Source organism: Desulfurivibrio alkaliphilus AHT 2 (assembly GCF_000092205.1).
GTDB classification, from domain to species: Bacteria; Desulfobacterota; Desulfobulbia; order Desulfobulbales; family Desulfurivibrionaceae; genus Desulfurivibrio; species Desulfurivibrio alkaliphilus.
In genome coordinates this window covers 319,814-345,824 of record NC_014216.1, presented here as the reverse complement: position 1 = coordinate 345,824, position 26,011 = coordinate 319,814, and the positions used below count along the sequence as shown (strand labels likewise).

At 60.1% G+C, this 26,011-nt stretch carries 23 protein-coding genes; 6 read left to right on the top strand and 17 right to left on the bottom strand.

Translation table 11 applies throughout. The annotated features are described in order from the left end of the window. Positions 1-113: 113 nt before the first annotated feature. From DAAHT2_RS01530 to dsrA, 3 genes are all read right to left on the bottom strand, one after another. The gene (locus DAAHT2_RS01530) at positions 114-344 is read right to left on the bottom strand and encodes a dissimilatory sulfite reductase D family protein (protein WP_013162540.1); all 231 of its coding nucleotides are present in this window, start codon (positions 342-344) and stop codon (positions 114-116) included. Positions 345-368: 24 nt separating this feature from the next. Then, positions 369-1,499, bottom strand: coding sequence for a dissimilatory-type sulfite reductase subunit beta (gene dsrB, locus DAAHT2_RS01525; RefSeq protein WP_013162539.1), 1,131 nt, complete (start codon positions 1,497-1,499; stop codon positions 369-371). Between the two features lie 74 nt (positions 1,500-1,573). Beyond that, positions 1,574-2,851 (bottom strand): dissimilatory-type sulfite reductase subunit alpha, encoded by a 1,278-nt coding sequence (dsrA, locus tag DAAHT2_RS01520; protein ID WP_013162538.1) that lies wholly within the window; start codon positions 2,849-2,851, stop codon positions 1,574-1,576. Positions 2,852-3,197: 346 nt separating this feature from the next. Between dsrA and DAAHT2_RS01515 the strand changes: the two genes are divergently transcribed. Next, positions 3,198-4,919: an FAD-dependent oxidoreductase gene (locus tag DAAHT2_RS01515; RefSeq protein ID WP_013162537.1), complete on the top strand. Its 1,722-nt coding sequence runs from the start codon at positions 3,198-3,200 to the stop codon at positions 4,917-4,919. A 272-nt stretch (positions 4,920-5,191) separates the two neighbouring features. Here the strand turns inward: DAAHT2_RS01515 and aroB are convergent, their stop codons facing one another. The 7 genes from aroB to DAAHT2_RS01480 all read right to left on the bottom strand — a co-directional run bounded on the left by aroB (position 5,192) and on the right by DAAHT2_RS01480 (position 12,046). Next, positions 5,192-6,295, bottom strand: a complete 1,104-nt coding sequence (aroB, locus tag DAAHT2_RS01510; protein WP_013162536.1) for a 3-dehydroquinate synthase — start codon at positions 6,293-6,295, stop codon at positions 5,192-5,194. Positions 6,296-6,508: 213 nt separating this feature from the next. Then, positions 6,509-7,789: a sulfate adenylyltransferase gene (sat, locus tag DAAHT2_RS01505; RefSeq protein ID WP_013162535.1), complete on the bottom strand. Its 1,281-nt coding sequence runs from the start codon at positions 7,787-7,789 to the stop codon at positions 6,509-6,511. Positions 7,790-8,212: 423 nt separating this feature from the next. Next, positions 8,213-8,620 carry a flagellar protein FlaG gene (locus DAAHT2_RS01500; protein ID WP_013162534.1) on the bottom strand — a complete coding sequence of 136 codons (408 nt, stop codon included), beginning with the start codon at positions 8,618-8,620 and terminating at the stop codon, positions 8,213-8,215. Between the two features lie 162 nt (positions 8,621-8,782). Next, positions 8,783-9,145, bottom strand: coding sequence for a hypothetical protein (locus DAAHT2_RS01495; RefSeq protein ID WP_218915031.1), 363 nt, complete (start codon positions 9,143-9,145; stop codon positions 8,783-8,785). Positions 9,146-9,264: 119 nt separating this feature from the next. Next, positions 9,265-9,723, bottom strand: a complete 459-nt coding sequence (gene fliS / locus DAAHT2_RS01490) for a flagellar export chaperone FliS (protein WP_013162532.1) — start codon at positions 9,721-9,723, stop codon at positions 9,265-9,267. A gap of 33 nt (positions 9,724-9,756) precedes the next feature. After that, complete coding sequence (gene fliD / locus DAAHT2_RS01485) at positions 9,757-11,154, bottom strand: flagellar filament capping protein FliD (protein WP_013162531.1); 1,398 nt, start codon at positions 11,152-11,154, stop codon at positions 9,757-9,759. Between the two features lie 133 nt (positions 11,155-11,287). Continuing rightward, positions 11,288-12,046 (bottom strand): YkgJ family cysteine cluster protein, encoded by a 759-nt coding sequence (locus tag DAAHT2_RS01480; RefSeq protein WP_218915030.1) that lies wholly within the window; start codon positions 12,044-12,046, stop codon positions 11,288-11,290. A gap of 233 nt (positions 12,047-12,279) precedes the next feature. Here DAAHT2_RS01480 and DAAHT2_RS13660 point away from each other — a divergent pair, with 233 nt between their 5' ends. Next, positions 12,280-12,828 carry a hypothetical protein gene (locus DAAHT2_RS13660; protein ID WP_013162529.1) on the top strand — a complete coding sequence of 183 codons (549 nt, stop codon included), beginning with the start codon at positions 12,280-12,282 and terminating at the stop codon, positions 12,826-12,828. Here DAAHT2_RS13660 and nosR read toward each other — a convergent pair. The 4 genes from nosR to DAAHT2_RS13655 all read right to left on the bottom strand — a co-directional run bounded on the left by nosR (position 12,825) and on the right by DAAHT2_RS13655 (position 20,953). After that, positions 12,825-14,225 carry a response regulator c-di-GMP phosphodiesterase, NosR family gene (gene nosR / locus DAAHT2_RS01470; RefSeq protein WP_013162528.1) on the bottom strand — a complete coding sequence of 467 codons (1,401 nt, stop codon included), beginning with the start codon at positions 14,223-14,225 and terminating at the stop codon, positions 12,825-12,827. The two genes, DAAHT2_RS13660 and nosR, sit on opposite strands and share 4 nt — an antisense overlap. 39 nt (positions 14,226-14,264) lie before the next feature. Then, entirely contained in the window at positions 14,265-15,524 is a 1,260-nt protein-coding gene (locus DAAHT2_RS01465; protein WP_013162527.1) for a sensor histidine kinase, read from the bottom strand. Between the two features lie 183 nt (positions 15,525-15,707). After that, positions 15,708-18,650 (bottom strand): EAL domain-containing protein, encoded by a 2,943-nt coding sequence (locus tag DAAHT2_RS01460; RefSeq protein WP_218915029.1) that lies wholly within the window; start codon positions 18,648-18,650, stop codon positions 15,708-15,710. Then, positions 18,650-20,953 (bottom strand): sensor histidine kinase, encoded by a 2,304-nt coding sequence (locus tag DAAHT2_RS13655; protein WP_013162525.1) that lies wholly within the window; start codon positions 20,951-20,953, stop codon positions 18,650-18,652. The genes DAAHT2_RS01460 and DAAHT2_RS13655 overlap by 1 nt, the downstream gene beginning before the upstream one ends. A 278-nt stretch (positions 20,954-21,231) precedes the next feature. On the opposite strand from DAAHT2_RS13655, the gene DAAHT2_RS01450 reads away from it, so the two are divergent. Genes DAAHT2_RS01450 through rlmB form a run of 4 tightly spaced genes read left to right on the top strand, consistent with a single transcriptional unit; the run spans position 21,232 to position 23,826 of the window. Next, a complete protein-coding gene (locus DAAHT2_RS01450; RefSeq protein WP_013162524.1) occupies positions 21,232-22,116 on the top strand; it encodes a YicC/YloC family endoribonuclease in 885 nt (294 codons plus the stop codon). A gap of 17 nt (positions 22,117-22,133) precedes the next feature. Continuing rightward, entirely contained in the window at positions 22,134-22,427 is a 294-nt protein-coding gene (locus tag DAAHT2_RS01445; protein WP_013162523.1) for a DUF370 domain-containing protein, read from the top strand. Next, the gene (gene gmk / locus DAAHT2_RS01440) at positions 22,424-23,035 is read left to right on the top strand and encodes a guanylate kinase (RefSeq protein ID WP_013162522.1); all 612 of its coding nucleotides are present in this window, start codon (positions 22,424-22,426) and stop codon (positions 23,033-23,035) included. Before DAAHT2_RS01445 ends, gmk begins: the two co-directional genes overlap by 4 nt. After that, positions 23,032-23,826, top strand: a complete 795-nt coding sequence (gene rlmB, locus DAAHT2_RS01435; protein WP_013162521.1) for a 23S rRNA (guanosine(2251)-2'-O)-methyltransferase RlmB — start codon at positions 23,032-23,034, stop codon at positions 23,824-23,826. The genes gmk and rlmB overlap by 4 nt, the downstream gene beginning before the upstream one ends. 19 nt (positions 23,827-23,845) lie before the next feature. Here rlmB and DAAHT2_RS01430 read toward each other — a convergent pair whose 3' ends face one another. From DAAHT2_RS01430 to murI, 3 genes are all read right to left on the bottom strand, one after another. Beyond that, positions 23,846-24,370, bottom strand: a complete 525-nt coding sequence (locus DAAHT2_RS01430) for a metallophosphoesterase (RefSeq protein WP_013162520.1) — start codon at positions 24,368-24,370, stop codon at positions 23,846-23,848. A gap of 76 nt (positions 24,371-24,446) precedes the next feature. Further along, positions 24,447-25,151, bottom strand: coding sequence for an outer membrane lipoprotein periplasmic chaperone LolA (lolA, locus tag DAAHT2_RS01425; protein WP_013162519.1), 705 nt, complete (start codon positions 25,149-25,151; stop codon positions 24,447-24,449). Between the two features lie 51 nt (positions 25,152-25,202). Further along, complete coding sequence (gene murI, locus DAAHT2_RS01420) at positions 25,203-26,006, bottom strand: glutamate racemase (protein WP_013162518.1); 804 nt, start codon at positions 26,004-26,006, stop codon at positions 25,203-25,205. Positions 26,007-26,011 lie beyond the last annotated feature (5 nt).

The window sequence follows — 26,011 nt, the reverse complement described above, 5'->3', positions numbered from 1 at the left end:
AGGGGAAGATAAACGGAGGCATACAAACGCAAAACCGGGTCAGCTCTTAAAAGAGCTGACCCGGTATCATACTTCAGGATCAGAACCGGGGCGTTACGCCGCCCCGGTTGTTATTAATCCTGTTCCTTCTGTGCGCGCTCTTTGGCGGCGTACATGGTGGTGCTGCCGGAAGACCAGAAGACCATCCTGCCTTCCTTGACCAGGTCGTTGGCGGCATTCTTCACCGCCCGCGGCTTGGCCTCGGGATCACAGGCATAGAAGTCCTTGACGTACAACTGAGTCTTGGGACCTTTCAAGGCCTTTTCCATGATTTTTTCTTTGAGTTCTTCAATACTCAGTGCCATGTCCGTTCTCCTTGGGTCCCGGAATTATTTAATGTGGCTGGTGAACTTGAACTGGGTGGTGGTCCGCCAGGTGTCGTAAGCCAGCCGATAGTCATCAATGGACTTGTCGGTGAAAGGAATCTCGGTGATTTCAAAGAACTTCTCCCAGCCGATCCGCTCAGCCCACTCGCCAACCCGCTCGTACTTGCGAGCGTTGGCGGCCCAGGCTTCCAGGATCTTCTTAACCGCCGCCACGGTCTCCGGCCAGCGAGGCGGAGTGTTGGGCAGGAAGGGGATAACCAGTTTGGAGAAGGTGGGGCCACTACGGGTGTTGGACACCTTGCCACCAACCAAGATGGCGATACCGGAACCTTCGGGATCGGCCAGCGGCATGGCCGGGCACATGGTGTAGCAGTTACCACAGAACATGCAGCGCTCGGCGTTAACCTTAACCGATTTGATCTCTTTACCGCTGGAGTCCTTAACGGTAGCCGGCTTTACCGCACCCAGGGGGCAGGAAGCAATGGCCAGCGGAATCTCGCAAAGGCCGGTGATGGCGTCATGGTCGACCATCGGCGGCTTGCGGTGAATACCCAAGATGGCAATGTCGGAGCAATGTACGGCTCCGCACATGTTGAGGCAGCAGGCCAAAGCGACCTTGCACTTGGCCGGCAGGTCCATGTTGGTGAAGTGATCGAACAACTCGTCCATCACCGCTTTAACCACGCCGGAGGCGTCGGTGGCCGGGGTGTGGCAATGGATCCAGCCCTGGGTGTGCACCACGTTGGATACACAAGCACCGGTGCCTCCCACGGGGAACTTGTTGCCGCGGGAAGCCAGATCGTCCAGCAGTGGTTGCACTTTGCTCTCGGCGTCAACCATGAACTCGACGTTGTTCCGGGTGGTCCAGCGAACCGAGCCGTCGCAATGCTTGTCGGCGATATCGCAAACCTCGCGGATGTACTCCACCGACACCAGGCGAGCGCAGCCCACCCGGACGGTGTAGCATTCGGCACCGGTCTCGCTCACGTGCTTGAGCACCCCGGGCTTAACAATCTCATGGTACAACCACTTGCCGTAGTTGTCCTTGATGACCTGGGGGAACATCTTCTCGTAATGTGGGGGACCAATATCTGTGATCCTGTCTTTCATCGGATTTTCCGGATCGTAACCCATATCTAAGCCTCCTTAAAGTTTGTAATATTCGTTCACGGGCAAAACTATTCGTTCCGGCCAGCGCCGGAGCGGGATCATTGCGCGTGCTTTTTACGGAACTCTTTAACGTCACGCTGCCAGCCGCCTTCAACCTCTTCTTCACGCCAGAAAACGTAGGGGTTGGAACGGGGCTCTTTGACGTGCTGGGGAATGGGCTCGATCTCCATTACCCGCAGGAAGGTGGGCAGGCCGATCCGCTGAATGGTCTCACCCAAACGCTCACGGTTCTTGCCATGCTCCATCCAGTAATCCCAACATTTTTCAATCACGTCAACCAGTTCCTCGAACTCGTTGTCGGGATCCATCTTGATGAAGGGGACCACCAGGGTGCCCAGCTGGGCGCCGTCGAGGATGGGGGCCTTGGCGCCCATCATTACGGAAGCACCCTGATCAACCCCGGGACGCAGCGCCTTGGGCATAACGTTGAGGCAGTGCATGCAGCGGGTGCACTCGGCATCGTCGATCTTCAGGGCGTCGCCTTCCATCCACATGCAGCCGGTGGGGCAGAGGTCGATGACCTCTTTCTGGATGTCAAACTTCTTGGCCTTGGCAGGAATACCGCCGCCGTTGGGTACGTTTTCGCCGGAGATGTACTTCTTGACTTCATCCTGATTGATGCGGATGTTGTCGCGCCAAGTGCCGATGGCGGAGAGGTCGGAACGGGCGATGGCAGCCACGCAGTCATTGGGGCAGCCGGAGAACTTGAACTTAAACTTGTAGGGGAAGGCCGGACGATGGATCTCGTCCTGGTACTTCATGGTCATGCCGTGACAGGTGGCCTGGGTGTCGTAGCAGGACCACTCGCAGCGGGCCTTGCCGATGCAGCACTCGGGGGTCCGCAGGTTGGAGCCGGAACCGCCCAGGTCCCACTCCAGGTCATGGGTGAGGTCGTAGAACAGGGGCTCCAGTTCTTCGGTACGGGTACCCAGCAGGATCAGGTCGCCGGTGGAACCGTGCAGGTTGGTCATGCCGGAGCCGCGCTTTTCCCACAGGTCGCACATCTTGCGCAGCAGGTCGGTGCGATAAAACTTACTGGAGGGCTGGTTGAGACGAACGGTGTGGAAATGGGCCACTCCCGGGAACTGCTCGGGAACATCGGAATAACGGCCGACGATACCACCGCCGTAGCCGAATACACCGACAATACCGCCGTGTTTCCAGTGGGTCATCCGATCTTTAAAGGACAACTCCATCTGACCGATAATATCCCAGCACTGGGGATTTTTCTCGGCCTGACGCTTCAGGTCGCTGACAAAGCTTGGCCATGGACCCTTCTCGAGATCGTCCATTAAAGGCGTTTCGTGCTTCGGCATGTCTACTCCTCCTTAGGTTGAATGTATTAAACGAAAATTCCCTTAACCTCCTCCGCCATTCATGAGCAAACATTGCAAAATGAAGACAGAAAAAGCGACATGATAACCCGGCAAACTGCTGTTGACCAAATTAAAGCCGCGGAGGTTGGCAAAACGAGCCGAAACCTGAATGGATATTCAGATTCCTGGGACAATATCCAGCCCGCCGGGCTTTGTCAATAAAAAATAAGCCGCTGGGGATTCCCTTTTTATCCGGCTTTGACAGACCGTTCTTTCCAGGATATGCTCAGCATTATTTTTATTCATTACCCATTATTAATATATTCAGCCCCAGCAAGGAGCCACCATGAGCAAAAAAATTTTGATTATCGGCGGGGTTGCCGCCGGACCCAAGACCGCCTGCCGGGTTAAACGGCTGCTCCCCGACGCCGAAGTTACGATCATCGACCAGGACAGCCTGATCTCTTACGGCGGCTGCGGCATCCCCTATTATGTCTCCGGCGATGTCTCCGATGAAAAGGAACTGCGCAACACCTCCTTCCACCTGACCCGGGACGAATCTTTTTTTGCCCGGGCCAAAGGGGTGACGGTAAGCACCCGCACTCGAGCTGTAGCCGTCAATCGCCAGGAAAAAAAAGTTCTGGTGGAAAAACTGGCTGACGGCAGCCGGGAGGAGCTTGCCTACGATCAGCTGGTGCTGGCCACCGGCAGCAGCCCCAACCGGCTGCCCATTGCCGGGGCCGATCTTGAGCGGGTATTTACCATCAGCGATCTGCACCAGGCCATTGCCATCAAGGAGCTGATCGCCAAGGGACAGGTGGGCAAAGCGGTAATCATCGGCGGCGGGGCCATCGGCATTGAAATGGCCGAGGCCTTTGTCGACCTCTGGGGGCTGGAGGCCGCCATTCTGGAGTTTATGCCACAACTGCTGCCCCGCCTGGTGGATTGGGAGTTTGCCGGCATGCTGGAGCAGCACTTACAAGAGAAAGGGGTGGAGGTTTTCACCGGCGAAGGGGCCACCGCCATCGAGGGAGAAGATGGCCGGGTGCGGCGGGTGGTAACCCCGCAACGGACCCTGGAGGCCGATCTGGTGGTGATGGCGGTTGGCGTGCGGGCCCGCAGTGAACTGGCCCGGGAGGGCGGACTGCTGGTCGACCCCCAGGGCAATATCGTGGTCAACGACCGGCTGCAGACCTCGGACCCGAACATCTATGCCGCCGGCGACTGCATCGCGGTGAAAAACCGGCTTACCGGCAAGGCCGGCATTGCCCCCATGGGTTCTTTGGCCAACAAAGAAGGCCGGATCGTGGCCGACAACCTGGCCGGGATCCCCACCCGCTACCAGGGCTGGGTGGGCAGCTTCACCCTCAAGGCCTTCGAACGCTGTATCGGAGCCACCGGCCTTACCTTGGAAAGCGCCCTGGCCGAGGGCTTTGACGCCGCGGCGGTGACCACCGCCCAGTCCGACCGGGCACATTTCTTCCCCACCCAGGCGGTGATTCCCTTAAGGATGGTGTTTGATCGTCAGAACCGGCAGCTGCTGGGAGTGCAGGGCTTCGGCCCCATGGGGGACGCGGTACTGGCCCGGATCGACGCGGCGGCGGCCCTGCTGCAACAGGGAGCCACCATCGACGATGTGAGCCAGGTGGAAATGGCCTACGCCCCGCCCTTTGCCACCGCCCTGGATGCCCTGAACGCCACCGCCAACGTGGCCGACAACCTGGCATCCGGACGTCTGCGCTGCGTGGACAACGCCGTTTTTCTGGCCTGGATGGATGACTTTGCCAGCCGGCCGGACTGGGTAGCCCTGGATATCCGCCACCCCAACGAGGCCTCGGTACTGGTGGAAAAGTTCGGGGCCGACAAATGGTTGAGCATCCCTTATATCGAGGTCCGGGAGCGCTTCCAGGAGCTGCCCACCGACAAGATGATGATCATTATCTGCGATGCCGGCACCCGCTCCTCGGAAATCCAGATCGTGCTGGACAGCGTGGGGCTGGACAACAACCTGGTGCTGGGCGGCGGCTTCAACCTGATACGCCGCTTAGGAGTTTCCTGGCTCGGGTAAAGGCACAGCAGCAAGACACTTTAAACTCATTGGTTGTGGCACCGGGGTGGGGGCCGCAAAACCCGGTAGCGACTCATTCTCGGCGGGCATCCTGCCCGCCTCCGAGGCGCCCGCCGCCTCCTGCGCGTCCATGCGCCCGGCGGCGGGCGAACCCGTCGCTACCGGGTTTCGCGGCCCCCGTCCAGTCCTCACGGGACTTTGACGTTGCCCCGCCGACATCACTACCTCACCCCTCACCCCGCACTATAACCTGTGACCTTACCTTCTCATATTCACACAGCCAGGGCGCGGTCGATCTGGGCCTCGGTGACCTCGTCGGTGATGATCACTTTGCCCGGGGCGGTGGGCAGGACGAAGAAGGGGCGGCCGGCGACGGTTTTCTTATCGGTCTTGAGGTATTTTTTAATTTGCTGGCGGTCCAGTTCCGGCGGCACCTGCACCGGCAGGCCGTACTCCGTGAGCAACTGCCGTAGTTCGTCGGCCTCCTCCTGGCGCCACAGGCCTTTGTCGGCGGCAATCTCCCCCACCGCCGCCATGCCGATGGCCACCGCCCTACCGTGGGCCAGGGTGTAGCCGGAGGCTGCCTCCACCGCATGGCCCAGGGTGTGGCCGAAGTTGAGAATCCGGCGCAGGTCGGCCTCCCGCTCGTCGGCGGCCACCACTTCCGCCTTGATGGCGCAACAGCGGGCAATCACCCCGGCCAGCACCGGACGCTCCAGGGCCAGGATCGCCTGGCGCTGCTCCTTTAGCCGGCGCAAAAAAGCCGCATCGTAAATCATGCCGTACTTGATCACCTCGGCCAATCCGTTGAGCAGTTCGCCTTCGGGCAGTCGCTCCAGCACTGCGGTGTCAATATAAACCCGCCGGGGCTGATAGAAGGTGCCCACCAGATTTTTGCCCTCGGGGATATCCACCCCGGTCTTGCCCCCCACCGAGCTGTCCACCTGGGCCAGCAGGGTGGTGGGCACCTGGACAAAGGGAATGCCGCGCAGGTATATGGAGGCCAGAAAACCGGTGATGTCGCCGCTGACCCCACCGCCCAGAGCGATCAGCCCGTCGCCGCGGTCCAACCCCAGCCGGGCCAGACCGCTGGCCAACTCAGCCACCGTGGCCAGGTGCTTGCTCTCTTCGCCATGGGGAAAGGTAAGCAACTCAGCCTTGATCCCTGCCGCCGCCAGGCTCTCCTGCAACTCGCGGCCAAAGAGCGAGGCCACCCGGTCATCGGCCACCACCGCCCAGCGCCGGGCAATCCCCAGGCCGGCCAGATCCCGCCCCACCTCGGCCAGCAACCCGGCCCGGATCAAAATCTCATAAGAGCGCGCCCCCAAACCCACCGGCACCGCCGTGGCATCAGCAATAGCTCCCTGTCGTTCCATACAAATTTTCCCTGATGACATCATAATTAAAAAAAGGGGCGGGGAAAGCGCTTAGCACTCTCCTCGCCCCTTATCAGGGCCGCAAAAAAACACACGACCCAACGCAGTAAACGTTCAGCATTGCCGCAGGTTGCAGCAAGCGGACCGGCGCCGCGTACCCCAGGTACGCAAGCCGGGCCGATCGCTGCAAGATGCGGTGCTGCTGGACGTTTACTATTTCATGGTGTCGCCGGAGGCCGCACCCTGCATTTTAACCTCAACCTTCTCGGTGAGACCCTGGTAGTACGCTTTAAGAATCTCCAGAACCTCGTCGCGACCAAAGTGGTCAACGATCTCGGCACCCTCGGAGAGAGCCTTACGCAGTTTGGTGCCGGAGAGGATAACCCGGTCTTCCTTGCCGTGGGGGCAGGTCCGCAGGGAAGCCATGCCGTCACACTTGTGGCAGTAGAAGGTCCAGTCGATCTTCAGCGGCTGACAGAGCAGGGCCTTGCCGGGATCGCTGTTGGCGGGGATCTCGTCGAAGATCTCCTGGGCCTCGAACAGGCCGTAAAAGTCGCCCACACCGGCGTGGTCGCGGCCGATGATCATCTTGCTGACCCCGTAGTTCTGACGGAAGGTGGCGTGCAACAGGCCCTCGCGGGGACCGGCGTAACGCATATCCAGCGGGTAGCCGGCCTGGATGACATTGTCTTTCACGAAGTACTTGTCCACCAGGCAGTCAATGGCCTTGACCCGGACATCGGCGGGGATGTCGCCGGGCTTGAGGTTGCCGATCAGGGAGTGGATCAACACACCGTCACAAACTTCGATGGCGATTTTGGCCAGGTATTCGTGGGAGCGGTGCATGGGGTTACGCAACTGCAGGGCGGCAACTTCCTTCCAGCCCCGCTCTTCGAACATGGCCCGGGTCTCGGCGGGGGTCAGGTAAACACCCTTGTACTGATCCGGGTACTCGCCTTCGGAAAGGACCTTAACCGTGCCGGCCAGGTTGAATTCCTTCTGGGCCATAACCATCTGTACGCCGGGATGATCCTCGAGAGCGATCTTCCAGAATTTGTCGTCGGCGGACTCTTCGCCCTTGCCCTTGAAGACCTTCTCGCACTCCCATTTCTTCTCGGTCTCGGTCATGGCGTACTTTTCGGTGACCTTCATAGTGGCGTAGATCACGCCGTCGCGCTCCAGGGCAATCTCATCGCCTTCCTTGATGGCGTCGGCGTCGGCCTGGCTGACATCCAGGGTGATGGGTACCGGCCAGAAGGTGCCGTCGGCCAGGGTGTAGTTTTCGCACACGCTCTTCCAGTCGGCCTTGGTCATGAAGCCATCCAGCGGGCTGAAGCCGCCGATGCCCATCATGATCAGGTCGCCTTTGGCGCGGGCGCTGATCTGAACCTTTTTCAGGCCCTTGGCCTTATCCTGCTCGGCGACCAACTCATTGCCGTGCAGCTTGCAGCAAACCAGACCTTTTCCGCCATGGGGGGGTACCAATTTAGACATAACCGGTTCTCCTTTTGTTGTTTTTATGATGAATTTTGGTGATTAATTAGGAAGCTGTTAAGATGCGCCTAAAAATTGAACGACAATTCATTTTTTTAACCAGTGAGCGTTTACCTATACGAGAGGACCGAAAACTTGTCAAGGGAAAAACACGGCCGCCAAATAAGCTCTTCACTATTGGAAAAAAGATGAAATATCAGAGATATTGCCCAAGAACCACAAAAACGCGGCAACTAAATTATTAAACTGGAAGAACCCTGAAGAGATCCCGCTGCGGATAGAGGGGAAAGGGATGAAAAGGGGGAAGACGACTGCCGGGATGGATTTTGCGCGCAACCCAGCGCCGACCTTAACGCCGGCGGCGCCAAGGCCCGGCTAAAAGATTTAACGGGCGGGAAAACAGATACCGGTATGCTGAAAAAATCAGGCTTTACCGTCGAACAGCATCCCTACCAGTTCATTGAGCTTTTGGCGCAGCGCCAGGCTTTCCTCGGCGGGGAACTGCTTGATCACATCACCGCTTTTGCGGTCGGTGACCTGAACCACCACGGCTTCCGGGTCACGGTGCAAGGAGAAGTTCAACCGGGTGTTGCCGATGGAATCCAGGCGCGCCTGCATCTCCTTGGCCAGCTCTTCGGCCTCTTCAGGCGATACCTGCCGGTTTTCCCGCAACGGTTGGTCAAAGCGAGAGCGGTCCTCGGGTTTTCCCTTGGCGGCAGCACCGCTGTCGGCCACCGGGGTAACCGGGGGACGGTTCTTCTCTTCCCGCTCCACCGCAGTGGCGGCGGGCAGCCCATAACTCTTGGCCTCGTTGTGCAGATTGACATCCATGACGATCCTCCTCATACCGCCTTTCAGGGCGGCAAATTTTGGTCGGCGGCCTCCCTGGCCATAACCAAACAACGCATCAAACTTAATCACTCAACCCAGCTGCCTGTCAGGCCAGACAGCAAAATTCGGGTGTCAGTCACAAATGTTATTTTTTCTCCAGCCTTAAGCCAGGTTACTGATAAACCGCGGCCGCGGGGTTGCCTCCGGCTGGGTGCCCAGGCGGCGCACCGCCTGGCGACCCTTGCGAAGAGAGGCCAGTTGTTCCCTGGTCCGCTGCCGGTGGTCACGCACCTGTTTGCGCAAAAGGTTCTCCCGCGCCAGCAAGGCGCCGATCCGCTCACGCAAATGCTGGACAAGCCCTTGGTCTTTCAGGAGTCTTAAATCACCCAGGCCATCCAGGGCCCGTTGCAAGATGGTAAAGGCCCGCTCCCTTTCCGCCTGCCAGCGTGACATCTCGCGCAGATTGCCCCGGCGCAGAGCCTCAAGGTGCTCCTCCTGCATGGCCGTGTATTGTTCAAGCGCCATCCACGGGTCCATCGCCTGATTATGTGCCTGCCCCGTTAGAGGTTTCATGATCTGCTCCCTGGCGCCAAAGCCCGGCGCCGATGTTGCTGCGGTTGAACGGCCCGCCGGCAGGTGAACTGTTAAATGGACACCGAAACCGGGGTCATTTTGGCCTTCGCCTCTTGAGAGGGCTGCATGGCGGCCTTTTTTTCGGCCAGCACGCCGCTTTCCTGCATGGCCGTCTCTTCCCAGACCTTTTTCAATTCGGCAATGTAGCGGGCGGCTTGACGCAAAATTTCAGCATCGTTATTGATGGCCACCTTGGGCAGTTCCACCATGATCGCCCCGTACAGGCCGCGCAAAAAGGCGGCGGCTTCGGACTCGTCCTTGGGGTTGACGGCCGCATTGAGTTCACTGATCAGGGCAATGGCCTTACTCAGGTTTTCTCCCCGCCGCAGGGGATCATTGGCGACCACAGCCTCTTCGGCATAGGCAAGATGGGTCAGCACCCGCTCATAGATCATGTGGATCAACTTCACCGGATGAACGGCGGCGCTTTCGCTCTGCCGATAAGCCTGAACCCTGTTGCGTGCGTACATGGTTACTCTCCTTGGGGTTGCCGGGTTGTATTATTATTTCTTCCTGGAGCCGGGGGCCAGTTGGGACAGACTGTCAAACTGCGAAGTCAGGTAGTCACTCATCTGGGTCATCCGGCTCATGTAACTGTCCAGTTCGATAAACTGCCGGGTCAGTACAGCATAGCGGCGATCCAGTCGTTCCCGTTCCGACTCGATCCGGGTTTCAAGATCACGAATCCGGTCTTCGGCGCTATTCCGCTCGGTACTGATCTGCCCGCCGTAGCTGGCGATGGAGCCCAACCGATCCTGGAGCCGATCGGCAAAGCCCGGAGCCTCGCGCTTGAAGTCTCCCAGCATGAAGTCCCGCACCGCCTGCGGATTGGCCGCCAGGGCCTCGTCCAGCATCTCCTCATTAAGGACGATGCTGCCATCGCGCTGAAACTCCAACCCCAGGTCGAACATGTTGCGGATGGCCCCGGATTCGTCGCCCTGGTAAGTGGCGGTCATCAGGTTCTGCAACTCGTGGCGCAAGCCGGAAACGGTGGTGCGGGCCAGCACCCCCGGTTTTCCGGTTTCTTCGTCAAAACGGCTCTTGCCGGCGATCTCCTGGACCACCTCGTTGTAAGCCGCCACCAGGTCAACCACCAATTCGCGAACATTGCTGGTATCCTGGCTAACGCTGAGGGTGGTCAGGCCGGTCTGCTGCAACTCGAAAGTCAGGCCGTCGATGACGTTGGCAACCGTATTGCCCTGGCGCCGGTAGCTGATGCCATCAAGGATGAAGCTGGCGTTGAGCGCCGCCGGCTCTTCTCCTTCCAGGCGGGTATCCATCGCGGGACTGGCGTCAGGCAGTTCTTCAATCTGGATAAAGTTGTTGCTGCCGGTTTCATTGGCCCGCAGAATAAGCTGGAAAGGGTTGTCCATGTCACCGTTGTCGATGATTCTGGCGCTGACTCCGGCATTGGCAGGATCATTGTTGATCAGTTGAACCAGCCCCTCCAGGGTGGTGCCCTCCGGCACCTCCACGGTGACCAAATCGCCATCCCCTACCCGGTAGGAAAAAACACTGGCATCGTCGGAAATCACCGTACCCCGATCAGCCACCCCCTCGGACAGCAAGGTGCTGCGGCTGGCCAACCGTTCAACTTCCATGGAGAGCGACTGTTCGGCCACCCCGGCGGCGGCAGTGGCGGTGGCCACGCTTTCGTTGGAACTGCTGGCCGCGCTGGTGAGATAGGTGGTTTCAAGGCCGAGATCGCGAACGTGGGAGCGCATGTCCAGCAGCTTGTTCTGGACCACGGTGAAGGCCTCGAGTTGGGCCTCGTAGCGATCGATGTTTTTCTTCAGCGGATCAAGCCGCTGTTTTTCATCGATCCCCCGCAGATCCTCGAGGATGCTCTGTAACTCCAGCCCGGAACCTACACCCAGGGTGGAAATACTACCGACACTCATGTCAGTTCTCCCGTCTTTGCCGTAAAGTTTGGTTGGCAGCCGGCGCGGCCCCTAAAGGCCACAGGCTTAATCTCTTTATCGGAAAATCAAAGGCGGGCTTGAATTTTTTTTACGTTTGGGGGGGAAGAAAAGCTCAAGAGTTGCTCAGCACCTGACGGAGCCAGTCGAAGCCGAAAGAGAGCAGCGCCTCGTCATCCATTTCAATGGCCCGGCGGCGGGCCTTATCCAGGCGCTGGCGGCGGAGCAGATCATGCTCGCGGACGTAAGCACGGAAACGATCGATATTGTAGCAGACCATGAAAGCCAGTAACTGGCGCGGCCCGGCCGCCCCTTCCCCTTGCCAGGGGTTGGCGGCAAAAAGGGTGTCCATCTCGGCCCAGCGATCGGCCATGGCATTGTAGGGCAGCAGTTGCTGGTCGGCCAGCCACTCCGGCACCGTCCACTGCCGCCCCCGGCCGTGCCCCTGGCAATAATCGTGGCGGACCAGGAAATAAAAATCACGGTTACGCCCTTGCTGCCGGCGGCGGTCCACCGCCCGCTCCAGGGGGTAGGTCCGGCAGGCCGAGGGACGGTCGCGGTAGACTGTGCAACCGCTGGCGGGATCGAGAAAAGGGCAGGGATAGCCATCCTCCGGCCGCATCCGCAGCATCACCGAAGGGAAGAAGGGATTGGCGCCCTGCACCACCGCGGCATAGTTCTCGAGAAACTCTTCGGAACCGATCTTAAGCCGGTTTTTCAGGCGAATGATATCATAAGGATAAAGCTGTAACTCCAGCCGATGGCAACAGCGGGTGTAGCAGGGCACTTCAGGGTTACAGGCAAAGGTAAACCCCTCCTCACCCAAAGGCTCCATTCCTTCCGGGAACTGCTGGTTTTCCATTTGGTCAGACATCTTCTCCCCATCGGCAAAAAGAAACTTAAACGCGGGCAAAGTAGCAAGCCGGGGCCAAAAAGGCAAGGACGAACGTTTACAACTTTTTCCTTGAGCTATACCGGACCGCTACCGATAAGCAAAGTATCCACTTGTTTCTTGTTTTGCCATAACGCTCCGCCCCGGACATCGGCACCTGCCGAGCCTGCCCGCCGGAGCCCCATAATGGATCTTAAATTTTCGGAGGGAAAGCCATGCTTGCCGCCAACACCCAGACCTATGCCCTGAATTTCCAGTACTTCGAGCAACAAACCACCTGGTCGAGCAAAAGCGGCGGCAAAACCGGCGCCGACCGCTCGGCCGGGATTCACTCGCTTACCACCAGGGTTACTCAACTGAGCCTGGAGGTAAGCAGGCACAGCAACGTCGATTTCCGCAACCAGAGCGCCGCCGAACGCCTGGCGGTGAAACTGGCCGACGGACTGCCGCTGAGTAAATTCAACCAGCACGGCAACTTGCCGACCAATCAAGCGGAAGCCAAGCTGCTGGTGGGTAAAGACGGCTACTGGGGGGTGGAAAAGACCGCTGAAAGGCTGACCCAGTTTGTTCTCAAAGGGGCCGGCGACAACCTGGAAATGCTGCGGGCCGGCCGGGAAGGATTACTGCGGGGCTTTAAAGAGGCGGAAAAGATCTGGGGCGGGAAGTTGCCGGATATTTCCTACAAGACCATCGACAAGGCCCTGGCCGCCGTTGATGAGCGCATTCAGCAGCTGGGCGGCAACATCATCGACCGGGCAGCTTAAGCTTCTGCGCCGTTGCCCCCGTCTTCTCCCTCACCCTCTTCGTCTCCGTCATCTTTGATGGAGACGAAGACCCCGCGCTTGGTCGGGTCAAGCTGGGCATAACGGCGCAGGATACTCAGGTTGGCCTCGGTCAGCACCGTCCCCTTGCTGAGCAGCAGAATGCCGGTGCCGCTGAAGAAATCCCGGCTCAAGGTCATACCGGCAGCCAAGTCTTTGGGCTGCAACTCCATTTCCACAAACTCGACTTTGGGCAGGCGACGCCGGTAAAACCGGCGAGCCACTTTTTCCACCGGGGCGATCAACCTGGGGTCAAACCTGCTCCCCGCCCCTTCCCGCGCCTTTTTGAAAGCGATCGACAGCCCGCTGCTGCCCTGGTAGCGCCGGGTCTCCTGATCGATAAAATCAATCAGGGCGATGATCCGGGCGGCTTGCGGAATCTCCCGCTGCTTCAAGCCATCGGGGAAACCGCCACCATCGTAATGTTCATGGTGATGGCGGATAATCCGTGCCGCCTCCCGCAGGTCCTCGATCCGGTCCAGGGCCACCTGGCCGCGAACCGGATGTTTTTGATACTCCTCCATCTCCGCTTCATCCATTTGAAACGGATCCACCAGCAGCATCACATCGGGCATTCCCAGTTTGCCGATATCGTGCAGCAGGGCCGCCACCACCAGATTTTCCCGCTCGGCCACCGCCAGCTTCAACTCCGACCCAACCCGGGCGGCAATCTCCGCCACGTTCTGGGAATGGCTGCGCATCCGCTTGTTGCGCAGCTCCATCAGCCCGGCCAGGGCAGTGATCACGCTTTTGAAGTTGGCCCGCAGACGGCTGTTGAAGGCCTTCAGTTCATCATAGCTGCGCTGCAACTCTTCGGTCTGCTCCTGCACCATGTTTTCCAACTCGGAGTTCCATCTTTTCAACTCCTCGTTCTGTTTTTTAACCAGTTCACTCAGGCGCAGGTTTTCCTTGACCAGGTGATGATGTTGGTGGGCGTGGCGCACCGTCTGAAGCAACTCCTCATCCTGCCAGGGCTTGGTGATATAACGAAAAACCCCGCCCCGGTTGATGGAATCCATGGCCGCTTCAATATCGGCATAACCGGTCAGCAAAAGCCGTAAAATCAGCGGTGCTTGCTTTCGCACCCGGGCCAGGGTTTCCACCCCACTCAATCCCGGCATCCGCTGGTCGGAAACAATCACCGCGCAGTCATCCCGCCGGGAGATGATCTCCAGGGCTTCCTCCCCCGAAGTCGCGGTGACCACTTCAAACTTTTCCTCCTGGAAAAGCCGGCGCAGGGCCCGCAGGATGTTATCTTCGTCATCGACAAAGAGCACGAAACCGCCGGCCGCCTCTTTTGGCCCACCCGCTGCTGCCGGCTGCTGTTGCTTGTCTATCATTATCGCCTTGTCTCCATGATTTCACCCGCAGGGGGCACTTCATTCCTGCTCCCGAACCGGCAGCCATATCCGAAAAACGCTTCCCCGACCCGGCTCACTGCAAACCATCACCTCGCCGCCATGCTGCTGAACCACAATATCGTAGACGATGCTCAACCCCAGCCCGGTCCCTTTGCCCGCCTCTTTGGTGGTAAAAAAGGGATCAAACAGACGCTTCTGGTGCTCAAAAGGAATGCCGCACCCGGTGTCGCTGATACTGACCAGAATTGCCCCCCCTTCCGCCCAGGTCCGAATGCCAATCTCTCCTTCTTTCTCGATGGCCTGGACCGCGTTGAGCAGCAGGTTCATGAAAACCTGGTTGAGTTGCTGGGGGTAACACCAGGTCAAAGGCAACTCCCCGTATTCCTTGGTCAGGGTGACTTTATATTTCAATTCATTCCAGACAATATTCAAGGTGTCTTCCAGGCACTGGTTAAGATCAACCCGCTGGTAAAGGGCCTGGTCCACCCGGGAAAAGCGCTTGAGATTCTGCACGATGTTTTTCACCCGCCCCACCCCTTCCAGGGACTCCCGGAGCAAATCGGCAGCGTCGGCCAGGACAAAATCAAGCTTTAAAGCCTGGCGTTGCACCTCGATTTTTTCCTGTAACTCCCGATCAGCGGCAGCGGCCAGCAGGCGCTGCTCCTCCCTTAAAAAACGGCTGATCTTGTCCAGGTACTTAACCATGGAGCCCAGGTTGCTGGTCACAAAACCCACCGGGTTGTTGATCTCGTGGGCCACCCCGGCGGCCAACTGACCGATGGAGGCCAGCTTTTCCTGCTGCAGCAGCTTGGCCTGGGAGGCCTTGAGGTCGTCATAGGCCGCCGCCAGCTCGCTGTTTTTGCGCTGCAACTCGGTGGCCACCCGGTGCCGCTCGGAGACATCCCGGAGGGCCAGCACCAGGCCTTTGACGTCGGCATATTCAGCGGCAAAAGGGTAAAAGCAGCAGCAGAAGGTACGCCCGCTGGGGCCATGATAATATTCGGCCCGGTTACCGTTGCGAATCTCCTCAACCAGACCGCACTCGGCAAACAGCTCCGGCCAGAGGCGGCCGTTGACCTCCTCATAAGGGCGGACCAGAAAACAGGCAAAGGCCTGATTGCAGCGCCGGATCAAGCCGGACTGATCAACCAGCAGCACCATCACATCCAGGCAGTCCACAATGGACTCCCATTCTCGCTTGGCCTGCCAGATCACGGAATTTTGCGGCTGCAATTCATAATCGCCGGGCGGCAATCCGTCCAGTTCCTCTTTGCTCATGCTTGCTCCTTATCAGCCATGGCCAGCCTGGCGAGGATAACTCGTTTACCAGGGGTACAAACCTACCGGTCTAACGGGCCGTAATCGTTCAGCCGTGCCGCAAATTCGGGTAAGCAGCCAGGCGCCGCGTACACCGGTACTCAAGCCTGGCTGATCGCCCGAAGGTGCGGTACGGCTGAACGATTACTGGCGAGGCCGAACAACCGCCTGGTAATAAAGAAAGGCTTCCCGGATGTGCTCCAGCAGCAGGTCGTCCTTCCAGGGCTTGGCCAGAAACTTGTACAGCGCCCCCTCGTTAACCGCCTCCACCACCGTTTCCAGGTCGGCATAACCGGAAAGTACCATCCGTACCGTATCCGGATAGATCTCTTTGACCCGGCTTAAAAACTCGATCCCCCTCATGCCCGGCATCCGCTGGTCGGAAATAATCACCTGCACCCGGTGGCGGGCCAGCAATTCCAGGCCGGTGGCGGCATCGGGGGCGGTCAGCACCCGGTAACCTTCATCCAGCAACAAGCGCTGCAGGGCCTTCAAGACATTGATCTCGTCATCGACAATCAAAAGGGTCTGCTCATCCGCCACCTCCGGCACCTCCATGGCACGGCCCTGCCGCAACAACTCGGCCAACTCCTCGGCCGGCAAGGGTTTGCTGAACAGAAACCCCTGCATCTCCTCGCAGCCATTTTGACGCAGATAACCGCTTTGGACCTCGGTCTCCACCCCTTCCGCCACCACTTTCAGGCCCATCCGGTGGGCCATGGCAATGATGGAAACGGCGATGGTGGACGCATCGGCTTCGACGGCCAGCCCGGCGACAAAGCTGCGATCGATCTTCAGTTGATCAATGGGGAAACGGCTCAGGCTGGAAAAGCTGGAGAAACCGGTGCCGAAGTCGTCCAGCGCCAGCTTGACACCCAACTCCTTGAGAGTCGCCATCCGGGTTATGGCCTCTTCGGGGTTGAGCATCAGCATACTTTCGGTGAGTTCCAGGGTCAACAGTTCCCCCTTCACATCATGGGTCTTGAGGGCGCCGGCCAGGATTTCCTTCAGGTCGCCATGATTAAACTGGCGGGCCGAAACATTGACCGCCACCCTCACTTCTCCCAGGCCCGCTTCCCGCCAGGCTTGAATCTGGCGGCAGGCCTCATGGATCACCCAGGTGCCAAGGTCGGCAATCAAGCCGCTGCGTTCCGCCACCGGGATAAACTCCCCCGGAGAAACCAGCCCGTGCCCGGGTCGCCGCCAGCGCAGCAGGGCCTCAACCCCCACCACCCGGCCGCTGTGCAGATCCACTTTGGGTTGATAGTAAAGCAGGAACTCGCCCTGTTCCTGGGCCCGGCGCAAGGCCCCTTCCAGCTCCAAGGTACGCCGGGCCTGGCTATTCAGGTCAGCGGAAGTATAAAAAACCTGGCCGCCGCCACCTTCCTTGGCCAGACCCACGGCGATATCGGCCCCCCGCAACAGGATATCCACCGTGTCCCCGTCCTGGGGATAAACACTGATCCCGATGCTCAAATGCATGAAGGCCTCATATTCGTCGGGCAAGGTGAAAGGTTCATCCAGGGCCTGTTGCAGGCGCCGCCCCATGATCTCCGCCTCCCGGTAATCGTGGATCATCTCCAGCACCAGGGCGAACTCATCGCCGGCCAGCCGGGCCAGGGTATCTTCGGCCCGCACACAATCGCGCAGGCGCTGGCTGATCTCTTCCAACAGCCGGTCCCCGGCGGCGTAGCCCAGGCTGTCGTTGATGGTCCGAAAACGATCCAGGTTGATCACCATCACGGCCAGCTTGCCCCCTTCCCGCCGGGCCCGCTCCAGGCCGTGCTCCAGGCGGGCTTCCAGCAGCAGGCGATTGGGCAAACCGGTCAGCGGGTCGTGGTGGGCCAAATACTGCAACTGCTCCTCGCTCCGGCGCAGGCTGGTAAGATCGGTTTTGACCCCGACATAGTAGGCCGGCTGTCCGCCGTCGTCGTAGACCGTGCTGATGGAGAGCAATTCCGGGTAAATTTCACCGTTTTTGCGGCGATTCCACACCTCACCCTGCCAGTGGCCGTTTTTTTTGAGACTGGCCCACATTGCCTGATAAAAAGCGCGATCGTGGCGACCGGACTGCAAGATCCTCGGGTTTTTGCCCAGGGCCTCATCCTGGCAGTAGCCGGTAATGGTGGTGAAAGCCGGGTTGATGGCGACAATTTTTCCTTTAAGATCAGTAATCACCATACCATCCCGGCTGGCATCCAGGGCGGCGGCCAGCAGGCGGTGGCGCTGCTCGCTGGCCCGCAGGGCCGCCTGTTCCCGCTGCAACTGGGCCAGGCGGGCAACCTGCTCCAGGGTATTAGGCAACCCGTAAAGGTAACCGGACTGTTTAATCAGGTAGTCGGCCACCCCCAGCCCCATGGCCTCGGCCACTTCATGCTCGCTGCCCTGATTGCCGATGAGCACCACCGGCACATCCAGCCTTATCTCTTCACGCAACCTTTTCACCACTTCCAGGGCATCGATGTCCGGCAAATCAAAATCCAGCAACAAAACATCGCCGGCCACCACTCCCTGTTGCCCGCTCAGCCGGGCCAGCAGCGCGGCCCCATCGCTGAACCTCTCCAGGCTTACATGAGGCGCATGCTCGGCAAGGTGTTCCTGTACCAGTTCGGCATCCGCCGTTTTATGTTCGGCATAGAGCACGCGCAAAGCCCTACTCCAGCCACTTCCCTGTTGCCGGAAATGTTCCAGGGCAAACTCCAGGGTGCTGGGCAGGCGCTCCAGATAATCATCCTGCTTGACCAGGTAGTTGTCGGCACCGGCCTGGAGGGCGGCAATGGCGGCATCACGACTGCCAGAACCGGTTAAAACCACCACCGCCAGGGGCAATTTGCGGGCCCTGATGGCACTCAGCACCTCCAAGCCGCTACCGTCGGGCAGACGCAGATCAAGGAGCACCACGTCATAGGGCGGCTCAGCCGGTGCCAGCAACTCCAGGGCCTCGGCAACGGTACCCGCCACCTGCAACCGACAATCCGGCTGCAGCCGGGCCAAGGTACGCCGGGTGAGATCAACGTCCATGGGATTGTCTTCCAGGTAGAGAATACGCTTACCTGTTGCTTCTCCCGCTGCTTCCCCCTTCATCATCAACTCCCCTGCATTATGCTCCGATCATGAGCATTCATAGGATGCTCGGCGGTCGTTTGATCCCGGTGCGGTGCAGCCGCCAAGGGAATCTCCAGCCAAAAGGTCGCGCCGCAACCGGGCTCGCTTTCCGCCCAGACCCGGCCACCCATCCGCTCAACGGCCTTACGTACCAGCGCCAGCCCCACCCCGCTGCCGGCCTCATCGTGGTCCCTGGCCAGGCGGGTAAAGATCTCAAAAATCCGCTCCGCGTCTTTCATCTTAAACCCAACCCCGTTATCCTGCACCGACAGCAGCAGTTTGCCACCCTGGGGCACGGCCCGGATCGACACCCGCGGCGGCCGGGAGTTACGACTGAATTTTATGGCGTTGGCCAGCAGGTTGCGCAGGGCCATACGCAAGCCTTCGGGGTCGGCACACACCTTACATTCCGGCACCTCTACTTGCAGTTCCACCCCGGCGGCCTCAAGCTGGTCGGCAAAGCCTGCCAGTACCGCTTGCACCAGCCCGGCCGGTTCCACCCCCTGCTGTTTTATTTCCCGCCGCTCCAGGCGGGAATAGGCCAGCAGGGCCTCGATCAGTTCCTGCATCTGCTCCACGCCCCGGCAGATATAGCCGACCAAAAGCCGCCCATCTTCATCCAGTTGCTCCTGGTAATCCCGGAGCAGCAGCCGGCTGTAGCCCTCGATCCCGCGCAGAGGCGCCTTGAGGTCATGGGAAACCGAATAGGTAAAGGCCTCCAGCTCACGGTTGACCGTCGCCAGCTGAGCGGTGCGCCGGGCCACCTGTTGCTCCAGTTCCGCTTTTTGGTGCCGCTGGCGCTGGGCTTCGCGGCTCAGCCGGGCCAGTTGCTGGTCGTGCTGTTGCCGGCGCCGGAGCAGGACCACGCCGGCGGCGGCAACCATCAGCAGGACCAGAACGGCCAGCATAATCACCCATAACCGCTCCCGCAGCGGGGCATACATCTCCGCCATGTCCATGCGGGCCAGCAGATACCAGGAAGTTTGGGGCACCGGCTGCAAGGCGGCGACCACCGGCACCCCCCGGTAATCGACCCCTTCGACAATACCCTGCCGCCCCAGAACCGCCTGCACCGCCGGTACTTCCTCCCGGCCCAGCGGCAAAACCAGTTCCAAAGGGGAAGCGGAGGCGAACCTGGGCGGATTGAGATAGCGCACCTGCTTGCCCTCCGGCCGTACCAGCAGGGTTTCGGCACTCTGGCTGGCCCCCGGCCAGCCGGCCAGAAAGGGGAACAGGAAGTCACCGGCCATGACCGAGCGGATCACAAAGGCCACCGGCGGCCGCCGGGGATCGGCAATGATCGGCACCACCCAGATCATGTGCACCACCCCCGCATCGTCCTTGAACAGGTCGCTGCGCACCACCCAGCCGGTATCGGCGGCCAGTTCCAGCAGTTCTTTCACCTCCTCCCGCCGGTCCCAGTTAAGACCCTGACTGTAAACATATTGTTTATCGGCAGCCAGCAAGGTGATACCATAGAAATTGTACACCTCCATCTGATCTGCCAGGCGACTTAACACCACCTCGCGTTCCTGCAGGTCATCATGCTGCAGCCATTTTTCAACCCGATCGGCAAAGCCGTGGTTGCGCGCCAGTTCCTCTCCGTTCAACTGCAACTCCCGGAGCCAGGCGGTGATTCTTTCGGCTTTAAGGGCGGCCACGGCGGAGAGTTCATGGACCATGGCCGCCCGGTGCCCCTGCTCATGATGACGAAACGAGACAAAACCGGCGGTGATGATCCCGGCGATCAGCACCACGAAAATCAGGATCAGGCCGTAAAAGGCCCGGGCCTCGACCCCGGCCGGCCGGGACCAGAGCCGGGCCGCCAGCAACAGGGCCAGGACCAAACCCAACCAGACGAAGCCAAAGGCGGTCAGGGGGGACATGTGCCCCACGGGCACCCCGTTGAGCAGGCCGGAAATATCCAGCCCCAGGTGCTCAACCCGCATATATACGCCCTTGGCGGCAAGAAAATAGACCAGCAGGGAAAAAGCAACCAGCACCATCAGCGGCGGCAACAGCAACAGCCGGCGCCAAAAGGTGCTGAAAGGCTCAAGCAGAACCAGCAGCGCCAACCCGCAGAGCAGGAAAAACAGGGCCGTGCTCGGGGCCATGGGAATCATACCGGGGCCGAAAGAGGCCAGCCGGGGCAGTTCCGCCAGCCAGCCCAGCAAAGCCAGCAATGCCAACCCGAGTACCGCCAGGGCGCAAAAGGCCACCGCCAGGATCACCGACGATTCCGTTGAACCAGGAAGCAATCTCTCAAGTAACCGGTTAAGGCTCATGCCCATGCTTCTCCTTAAAATTCCACCGGCGCTAACGACACCGCCCGGCTTCCACCGCAAACAGCCGTCCCTCCGTGCTGGGAAAAAGACAAGACTTATACATGTTACCTGTGGCGCGGGCCAGAAAGCAAATTGAAATTTAAAAGAATTAACCACTTAAGTGGCCCCAACCCCAACCACCAATCAAGCCGCTTGCCATTGTCCGGGCTGAAGTTTATATTGCCGCCGTAATAAATACAGTTGCCACCTTATCAGACTTACGATCCCGGAAACCGCATATGATCAATTTTCCCCGTAGCATGACCGCCTTCGGCCGCGGCGAAGCCAGCGCCGGTGAGCGCACCTGGACGGTGGAGGTCCGCTCGGTCAACCACCGTTATTGCGATATCAAGATCCGTTTGCCCAAGTCTTATGCCTCCCTGGAGGAGACGGTCAAGCGGGAGGTGGCCCGCGAGTACAGCCGGGGCCGGGTGGAGGTCAACCTGGGCCTGGCCGGCGGCGAGGCCGGCACCAGGCTGGCGGTGGATCTCTCTCTGGCCCGGGAATACTGGCGCGGGCTGAACCTGCTGAGGGATGAGTTGAGCCTGGCCGACCGGCCCTCGCTGGCGATGCTGAAAGACCTGCCCGGGGTTTTCACCCCCGAAGAGGTCCGCCAGGATCCGGAAGGCGACTGGCCCCTGATCCGCCAGGCCCTGGTGGCGGCCCTGGAAAACACCAGGGTCATGCGGCAGCAGGAAGGCGCCGCCACCAAAGAGGAGTTGCGCGGGTACCTGGCCGGACTGCGCCGCCACCTGGAACGGTTGACGGCCGAGGTGCCGGAACTGGTGACCCGGCGGGGTGATAAACTGCGGCAGCGCCTGCAGAAACTGCTGGGGGATCAGGAAATTGAACCGATCCGGCTGGCCCAGGAAATTGCCCTGCTCACCGACAAAACCGATATCAGCGAAGAACTGGCTCGGCTGGAGAGCCATTGCAACCAGTTTGCCGCCTTTCTCGCCGCCGATGAGCCCAGCGGCCGCCGGCTGGATTTTCTCTTGCAGGAATTTTTCCGGGAGATCAACACCATTGCCTCCAAAATCAACGAAGCCGGGATCGCCCAGTTGAGCGTGGAGATGAAAAACGAAGTGGAAAAGATGCGGGAGCAGGTCCAGAACCTGGAATAACGGAGAGGAACGGAAAGATGGATCAGCGGATGATTAATGTCGGTTTCGGCAACGCCGTACCGGCCGGGCGGGTGCTGGCGGTGGTCAACACCAAGTCCTCGCCCATGAAGAAGCTGCGGGAAGAGGCCAAGGAGCAGAAAAGGCTGATCGACGTCACCGAAGGTCGCCGCACCCGTTCCATCATCATTTTAGACAGCAACCACGTGGTGCTCTCGGCGGTGCAGCCGGAAACCATCTCCCTGCGTTTTTCCGCCCCGCTGGAGCAACGGGGGAAAGGCGAGGAAGAACAGCTTAAGGACGCCAGCAAATGAACAAAGGCTGCCTGCTGGTGGTTTCCGCCCCATCCGGGGCCGGCAAGACCACCCTACTGAAAAGAATCCTGGCCGACACCCCCGGAATTGGCTTTTCCGTCTCCCACACCACCCGGGCGCCGCGGGCCGGGGAAGAAAACGGGGTGGATTACCATTTCATCGACCGGCAAGAGTTTACCCGCCGCCGCGAGGCAGATGATTTCCTGGAGTGGGCCGAAGTTCACGGCAACTTTTACGGCACCAGCCGCGAGGCGGTCCAGCAGGCTTTGATCCGCGGCGAGGACATCCTGCTGGACATCGATGTCCAGGGGGCCCGGCAGCTCAAGGAGCAGACGGGGGTGGAAGCTGTTTTTCTCTTTATTGCCCCGCCCTCGGCCCGGGTTCTGGCACAACGGCTGCACGGCCGCGGCACCGACAGCCGGGAGGTGATTGAGCTGCGCCTGGAAAACGCCCGGCGCGAGATGCAGGAAGCCGACTGGTACGATTACCTGGTGGTCAACGATGAGTTGAGCGAGGCCGAAGGGCTGCTGCGGGCCATCATCACCGCCGAGCGCTGCCGCCGCCGGCGCCGCCCCGACGGCACTCCTCTGCCCCCATTCGACTCATGACCAGGCAGCCCCAAAAACATGCGCCAGGCCGGAAGCGTGACGCCGGCGACCGGAACCTTCATGCCGCCACCACCGCCTGGGGTTTCCATGCCGTTTACGCCCTGCTGAGCCACCGACCCGCCACCGTGGCCCAACTTTTTATCAGCCCGCGAAGGGATGACCAGCGCATCCGGGAGCTGCTGGAACTGGCCGCCCGGCATGGCATTCCGGTACACACGGAGATCCCGGCGGATTTGAACCTGGAAGAGGAAATCAGCCACCAGGGCGTGGTGGCCCGGGTGAAGGCCACGGGCCAGCCGACCCTGGAAGGCCTGCTGGCCAGCCTGCAGCCAAAAGAAAACCAGCTGCTGCTGGCCCTGGACTCCATCCAGGACCCGCGCAACCTGGGCGCCATCATACGTACCGCCGCCGCCTTCGGGGCCGACGGCCTGCTCATCCCCAAAGACCGCAGCGCCCCGCTCACCGGCACGGTGATGAAGGCCGCCGCCGGCACCCTGCCCTTGCTGACGATATGCCGGGTGACCAACTTAAGCCAGTCCCTGGCGCAACTCAAAAAACATGGCTTCTGGATTTACGGCGCCGGCGGCCAGGCCCCGCAGCAATTGCATCAAACCAGCTTCAGCGGCCCGATCTGCCTGGTGATGGGTAACGAACAGAAAGGTTTGCGCCCCCTGGTCAGCCGCCACTGCGACCACCTGGTGGCCATCCCCATGGCCGCCGGGGTGGAATCCCTCAACGTGGCGGTGGCCACCGGGGTAATCTTAAGCGAAATCCGCCGCCAGCAAAACTGAGTTGTGCCCCATTCAGCCCTTATTTCCCATCCACTCCGGCCTGGCGGCGATCGCCGATTTCCACCCGCTCCACCTGACGGCTTAGCGCGTCCAGCACGGCAAACCCGGGCTGGTCGTCTTTGCCCAGCAGCTCGCCGGGATTGATCAGCAGGGTCTCCCCGATTTTTTCCACCTGATAGCGATGATTGTGGCCGCAGCAGACCACATCGAAGTTACCTTGGGCCGCCATGCCCCGGGCCAGTTGGGGGTAATGGGTGAAGGCGAACTTCAGGCCCGCCGCCTCTAAAGCGCCGAAGTCGCCGTGGTGGGTCAGACCGGGAAACCTGGTGCCACAGAACTGGGAAATCAGATGCTTGTCACCGGGGTTGTTGCCGTAAACCAGGTGCACCGCCCCACCGAAAGCGGCCAGTTCGGAGAGCATGAAAGGGGAAACCAGATCACCGCAATGGATGATCAACCCCACCTGGTATGAGTTGCAGTAGGTCACCGCCGCCCGCAGGTTGGCGATATGATCATGGGTGTCGGAAATAACTGCAATCCGCATCGATAACTTCCTTTGGCAGGCAAAAATTTAACCGGGCTGGTGGCTGTAGAGCAGGCGCGATAAGCGGGCAACGCCTTTAGTTGCGCAAAATTTCCACTTCCTCCGGCGGCTCAAAACGGTAAAAATCAGCGGGTAGCTCCGGGTCCAGTTCAACTCTGGAAAATTCCAGGGTGGTAACGCTGCCGAAATGGTCGACGATATCCAACCGCCGAATGAAGAAGGGCTCGCCCCCCACCAGCAGATCAAGATACTCCACCTGGGAATGCAGTTCGCGGGGCTCCAGGCGCAGGGCGTGGTAACCGGCGGGCAGCGCCGGCCGTTCCCGCTCCGGCACCGCCGTTACCGCAAAATCCCGTAAGATGTCGCCGGTGCCGGCAAAAAAGGCGTAAGTAACATCGGAGTCCAGGTAGGTATCCACCTCGCTGATCATCAACTGGTTGCTGCGGGCCGAATAGAAATGCACCTCTTTACCGTCCCCCACCAGCACCTGGTGATCCGGCGCGGCATATTCCCAGCGCATCTGATGGGGCTTGCGAAACATCACCGTGCCTTCTCCCGCCCGCTGGCGGCGGCTCATGGGCATGGCCGTCCGTTGCTGAAACTCGGCTTTGAAACCGGTAACCTGGTCATAAATCTCCTGCAGCCGGCCGGCCAGCTTCTCCGGGTCGGGATCCGCTTCAGCCTCCACCGTTGAGCGGTCAGCAAACAGCAGCAGGATCAACAAAAGGGGCAGCAGCAGGCGCCGGCGATCAAACACCATTTCACGGGCAGAGCAAAACATTTTTTTCTCTCGTAGCAGGGCCGGAAACCGGCTTAATTCTGGGGGAATCCGTTACACATCACCGGTGCCGGTGGCGGCCCGCAAATCGATGGAACGGCCGAAGATCCGCCGGGCGGTATGATGGGCCGCTTCGGTGACATCGGAAACATAATAGAGGTTTTCACCTTCCTCCCGGCGACTCAAGGTGGTAGCCACCGCCGGGTTGGCGTTAAGGAAGGCGGCCAGTTCGGCGGCCAGGGCCTGGGAAGAATCAATAACCCGGACCCGGCGGCCGATCCGCCGCTGGATCAGCTCTTTGAGCAAGGGATAATGAGTGCAGCCCAGCACCAGGGTATCCACCTGCTGCTGTTTCAAGGGCGCCAGATAGCGGCGCAGGATCATCTTGGTTTCCCGTTTATCCAGCCAGCCTTCTTCCACCAGGGGCACCAGCAGCGGGCAGGCGGCGGAAAAAACCCGGCAGCCGGCGTTTTGCTGCTGCAGCAACTGCTCGTAAACCCCGCTGCGGATGGTGGCCCGAGTGCCGATCACCCCAACCCGGCCCCGGGAGCTGAAACGGGCGGCCTGGGCCACCGCCGGGCCGATGACTTCAAAGATGGGCAGATCGTAAGCGGCGCGCAGGTTGGCCGCCGCCACACTGGCCGCCGAGTTACAGGCCACCACGATGATTTTAGCCCCGCGGGAGAGCAGGAAATCGACATTCTGGCAGGAGTAGCGGGAAATGGTATCCGAGCTCTTGGAGCCGTAGGGGGTACGGGCCAGATCCCCAAAATAGACCAGGCGGTAATCGGGCAGGGCCTGCTCGATGGCCCGGGCCACCGTCATACCGCCCACCCCGGAATCAAAAACACCAATCATCTTAA

Coding starts and splice junctions, on each gene's coding strand:
- sat (WP_013162535.1), bottom strand. CDS start 7,789: ATGTCTAAATTGGTACCCCCCCATGGCGGAAAAGGTCTGGTTTGCTGC.
- DAAHT2_RS01495 (WP_218915031.1), bottom strand. CDS start 9,145: ATGGCGCTTGAACAATACACGGCCATGCAGGAGGAGCACCTTGAGGCT.
- dsrB (WP_013162539.1), bottom strand. CDS start 1,499: ATGGGTTACGATCCGGAAAATCCGATGAAAGACAGGATCACAGATATT.
- dsrA (WP_013162538.1), bottom strand. CDS start 2,851: ATGCCGAAGCACGAAACGCCTTTAATGGACGATCTCGAGAAGGGTCCA.
- rlmB (WP_013162521.1), top strand. CDS start 23,032: ATGACCAGGCAGCCCCAAAAACATGCGCCAGGCCGGAAGCGTGACGCC.
- DAAHT2_RS01445 (WP_013162523.1), top strand. CDS start 22,134: ATGGATCAGCGGATGATTAATGTCGGTTTCGGCAACGCCGTACCGGCC.
- DAAHT2_RS01480 (WP_218915030.1), bottom strand. CDS start 12,046: ATGTCTGACCAAATGGAAAACCAGCAGTTCCCGGAAGGAATGGAGCCT.
- DAAHT2_RS01500 (WP_013162534.1), bottom strand. CDS start 8,620: ATGGATGTCAATCTGCACAACGAGGCCAAGAGTTATGGGCTGCCCGCC.
- DAAHT2_RS13655 (WP_013162525.1), bottom strand. CDS start 20,953: ATGAGCCTTAACCGGTTACTTGAGAGATTGCTTCCTGGTTCAACGGAA.
- DAAHT2_RS01430 (WP_013162520.1), bottom strand. CDS start 24,370: ATGCGGATTGCAGTTATTTCCGACACCCATGATCATATCGCCAACCTG.
- DAAHT2_RS01450 (WP_013162524.1), top strand. CDS start 21,232: ATGATCAATTTTCCCCGTAGCATGACCGCCTTCGGCCGCGGCGAAGCC.
- fliD (WP_013162531.1), bottom strand. CDS start 11,154: ATGAGTGTCGGTAGTATTTCCACCCTGGGTGTAGGTTCCGGGCTGGAG.
- DAAHT2_RS01515 (WP_013162537.1), top strand. CDS start 3,198: ATGAGCAAAAAAATTTTGATTATCGGCGGGGTTGCCGCCGGACCCAAG.
- aroB (WP_013162536.1), bottom strand. CDS start 6,295: ATGGAACGACAGGGAGCTATTGCTGATGCCACGGCGGTGCCGGTGGGT.
- nosR (WP_013162528.1), bottom strand. CDS start 14,225: ATGATAGACAAGCAACAGCAGCCGGCAGCAGCGGGTGGGCCAAAAGAG.
- DAAHT2_RS01530 (WP_013162540.1), bottom strand. CDS start 344: ATGGCACTGAGTATTGAAGAACTCAAAGAAAAAATCATGGAAAAGGCC.
- fliS (WP_013162532.1), bottom strand. CDS start 9,723: ATGTACGCACGCAACAGGGTTCAGGCTTATCGGCAGAGCGAAAGCGCC.
- DAAHT2_RS01460 (WP_218915029.1), bottom strand. CDS start 18,650: ATGATGAAGGGGGAAGCAGCGGGAGAAGCAACAGGTAAGCGTATTCTC.
- gmk (WP_013162522.1), top strand. CDS start 22,424: ATGAACAAAGGCTGCCTGCTGGTGGTTTCCGCCCCATCCGGGGCCGGC.
- DAAHT2_RS01465 (WP_013162527.1), bottom strand. CDS start 15,524: ATGAGCAAAGAGGAACTGGACGGATTGCCGCCCGGCGATTATGAATTG.
- lolA (WP_013162519.1), bottom strand. CDS start 25,151: ATGTTTTGCTCTGCCCGTGAAATGGTGTTTGATCGCCGGCGCCTGCTG.
- DAAHT2_RS13660 (WP_013162529.1), top strand. CDS start 12,280: ATGCTTGCCGCCAACACCCAGACCTATGCCCTGAATTTCCAGTACTTC.
- murI (WP_013162518.1), bottom strand. CDS start 26,006: ATGATTGGTGTTTTTGATTCCGGGGTGGGCGGTATGACGGTGGCCCGG.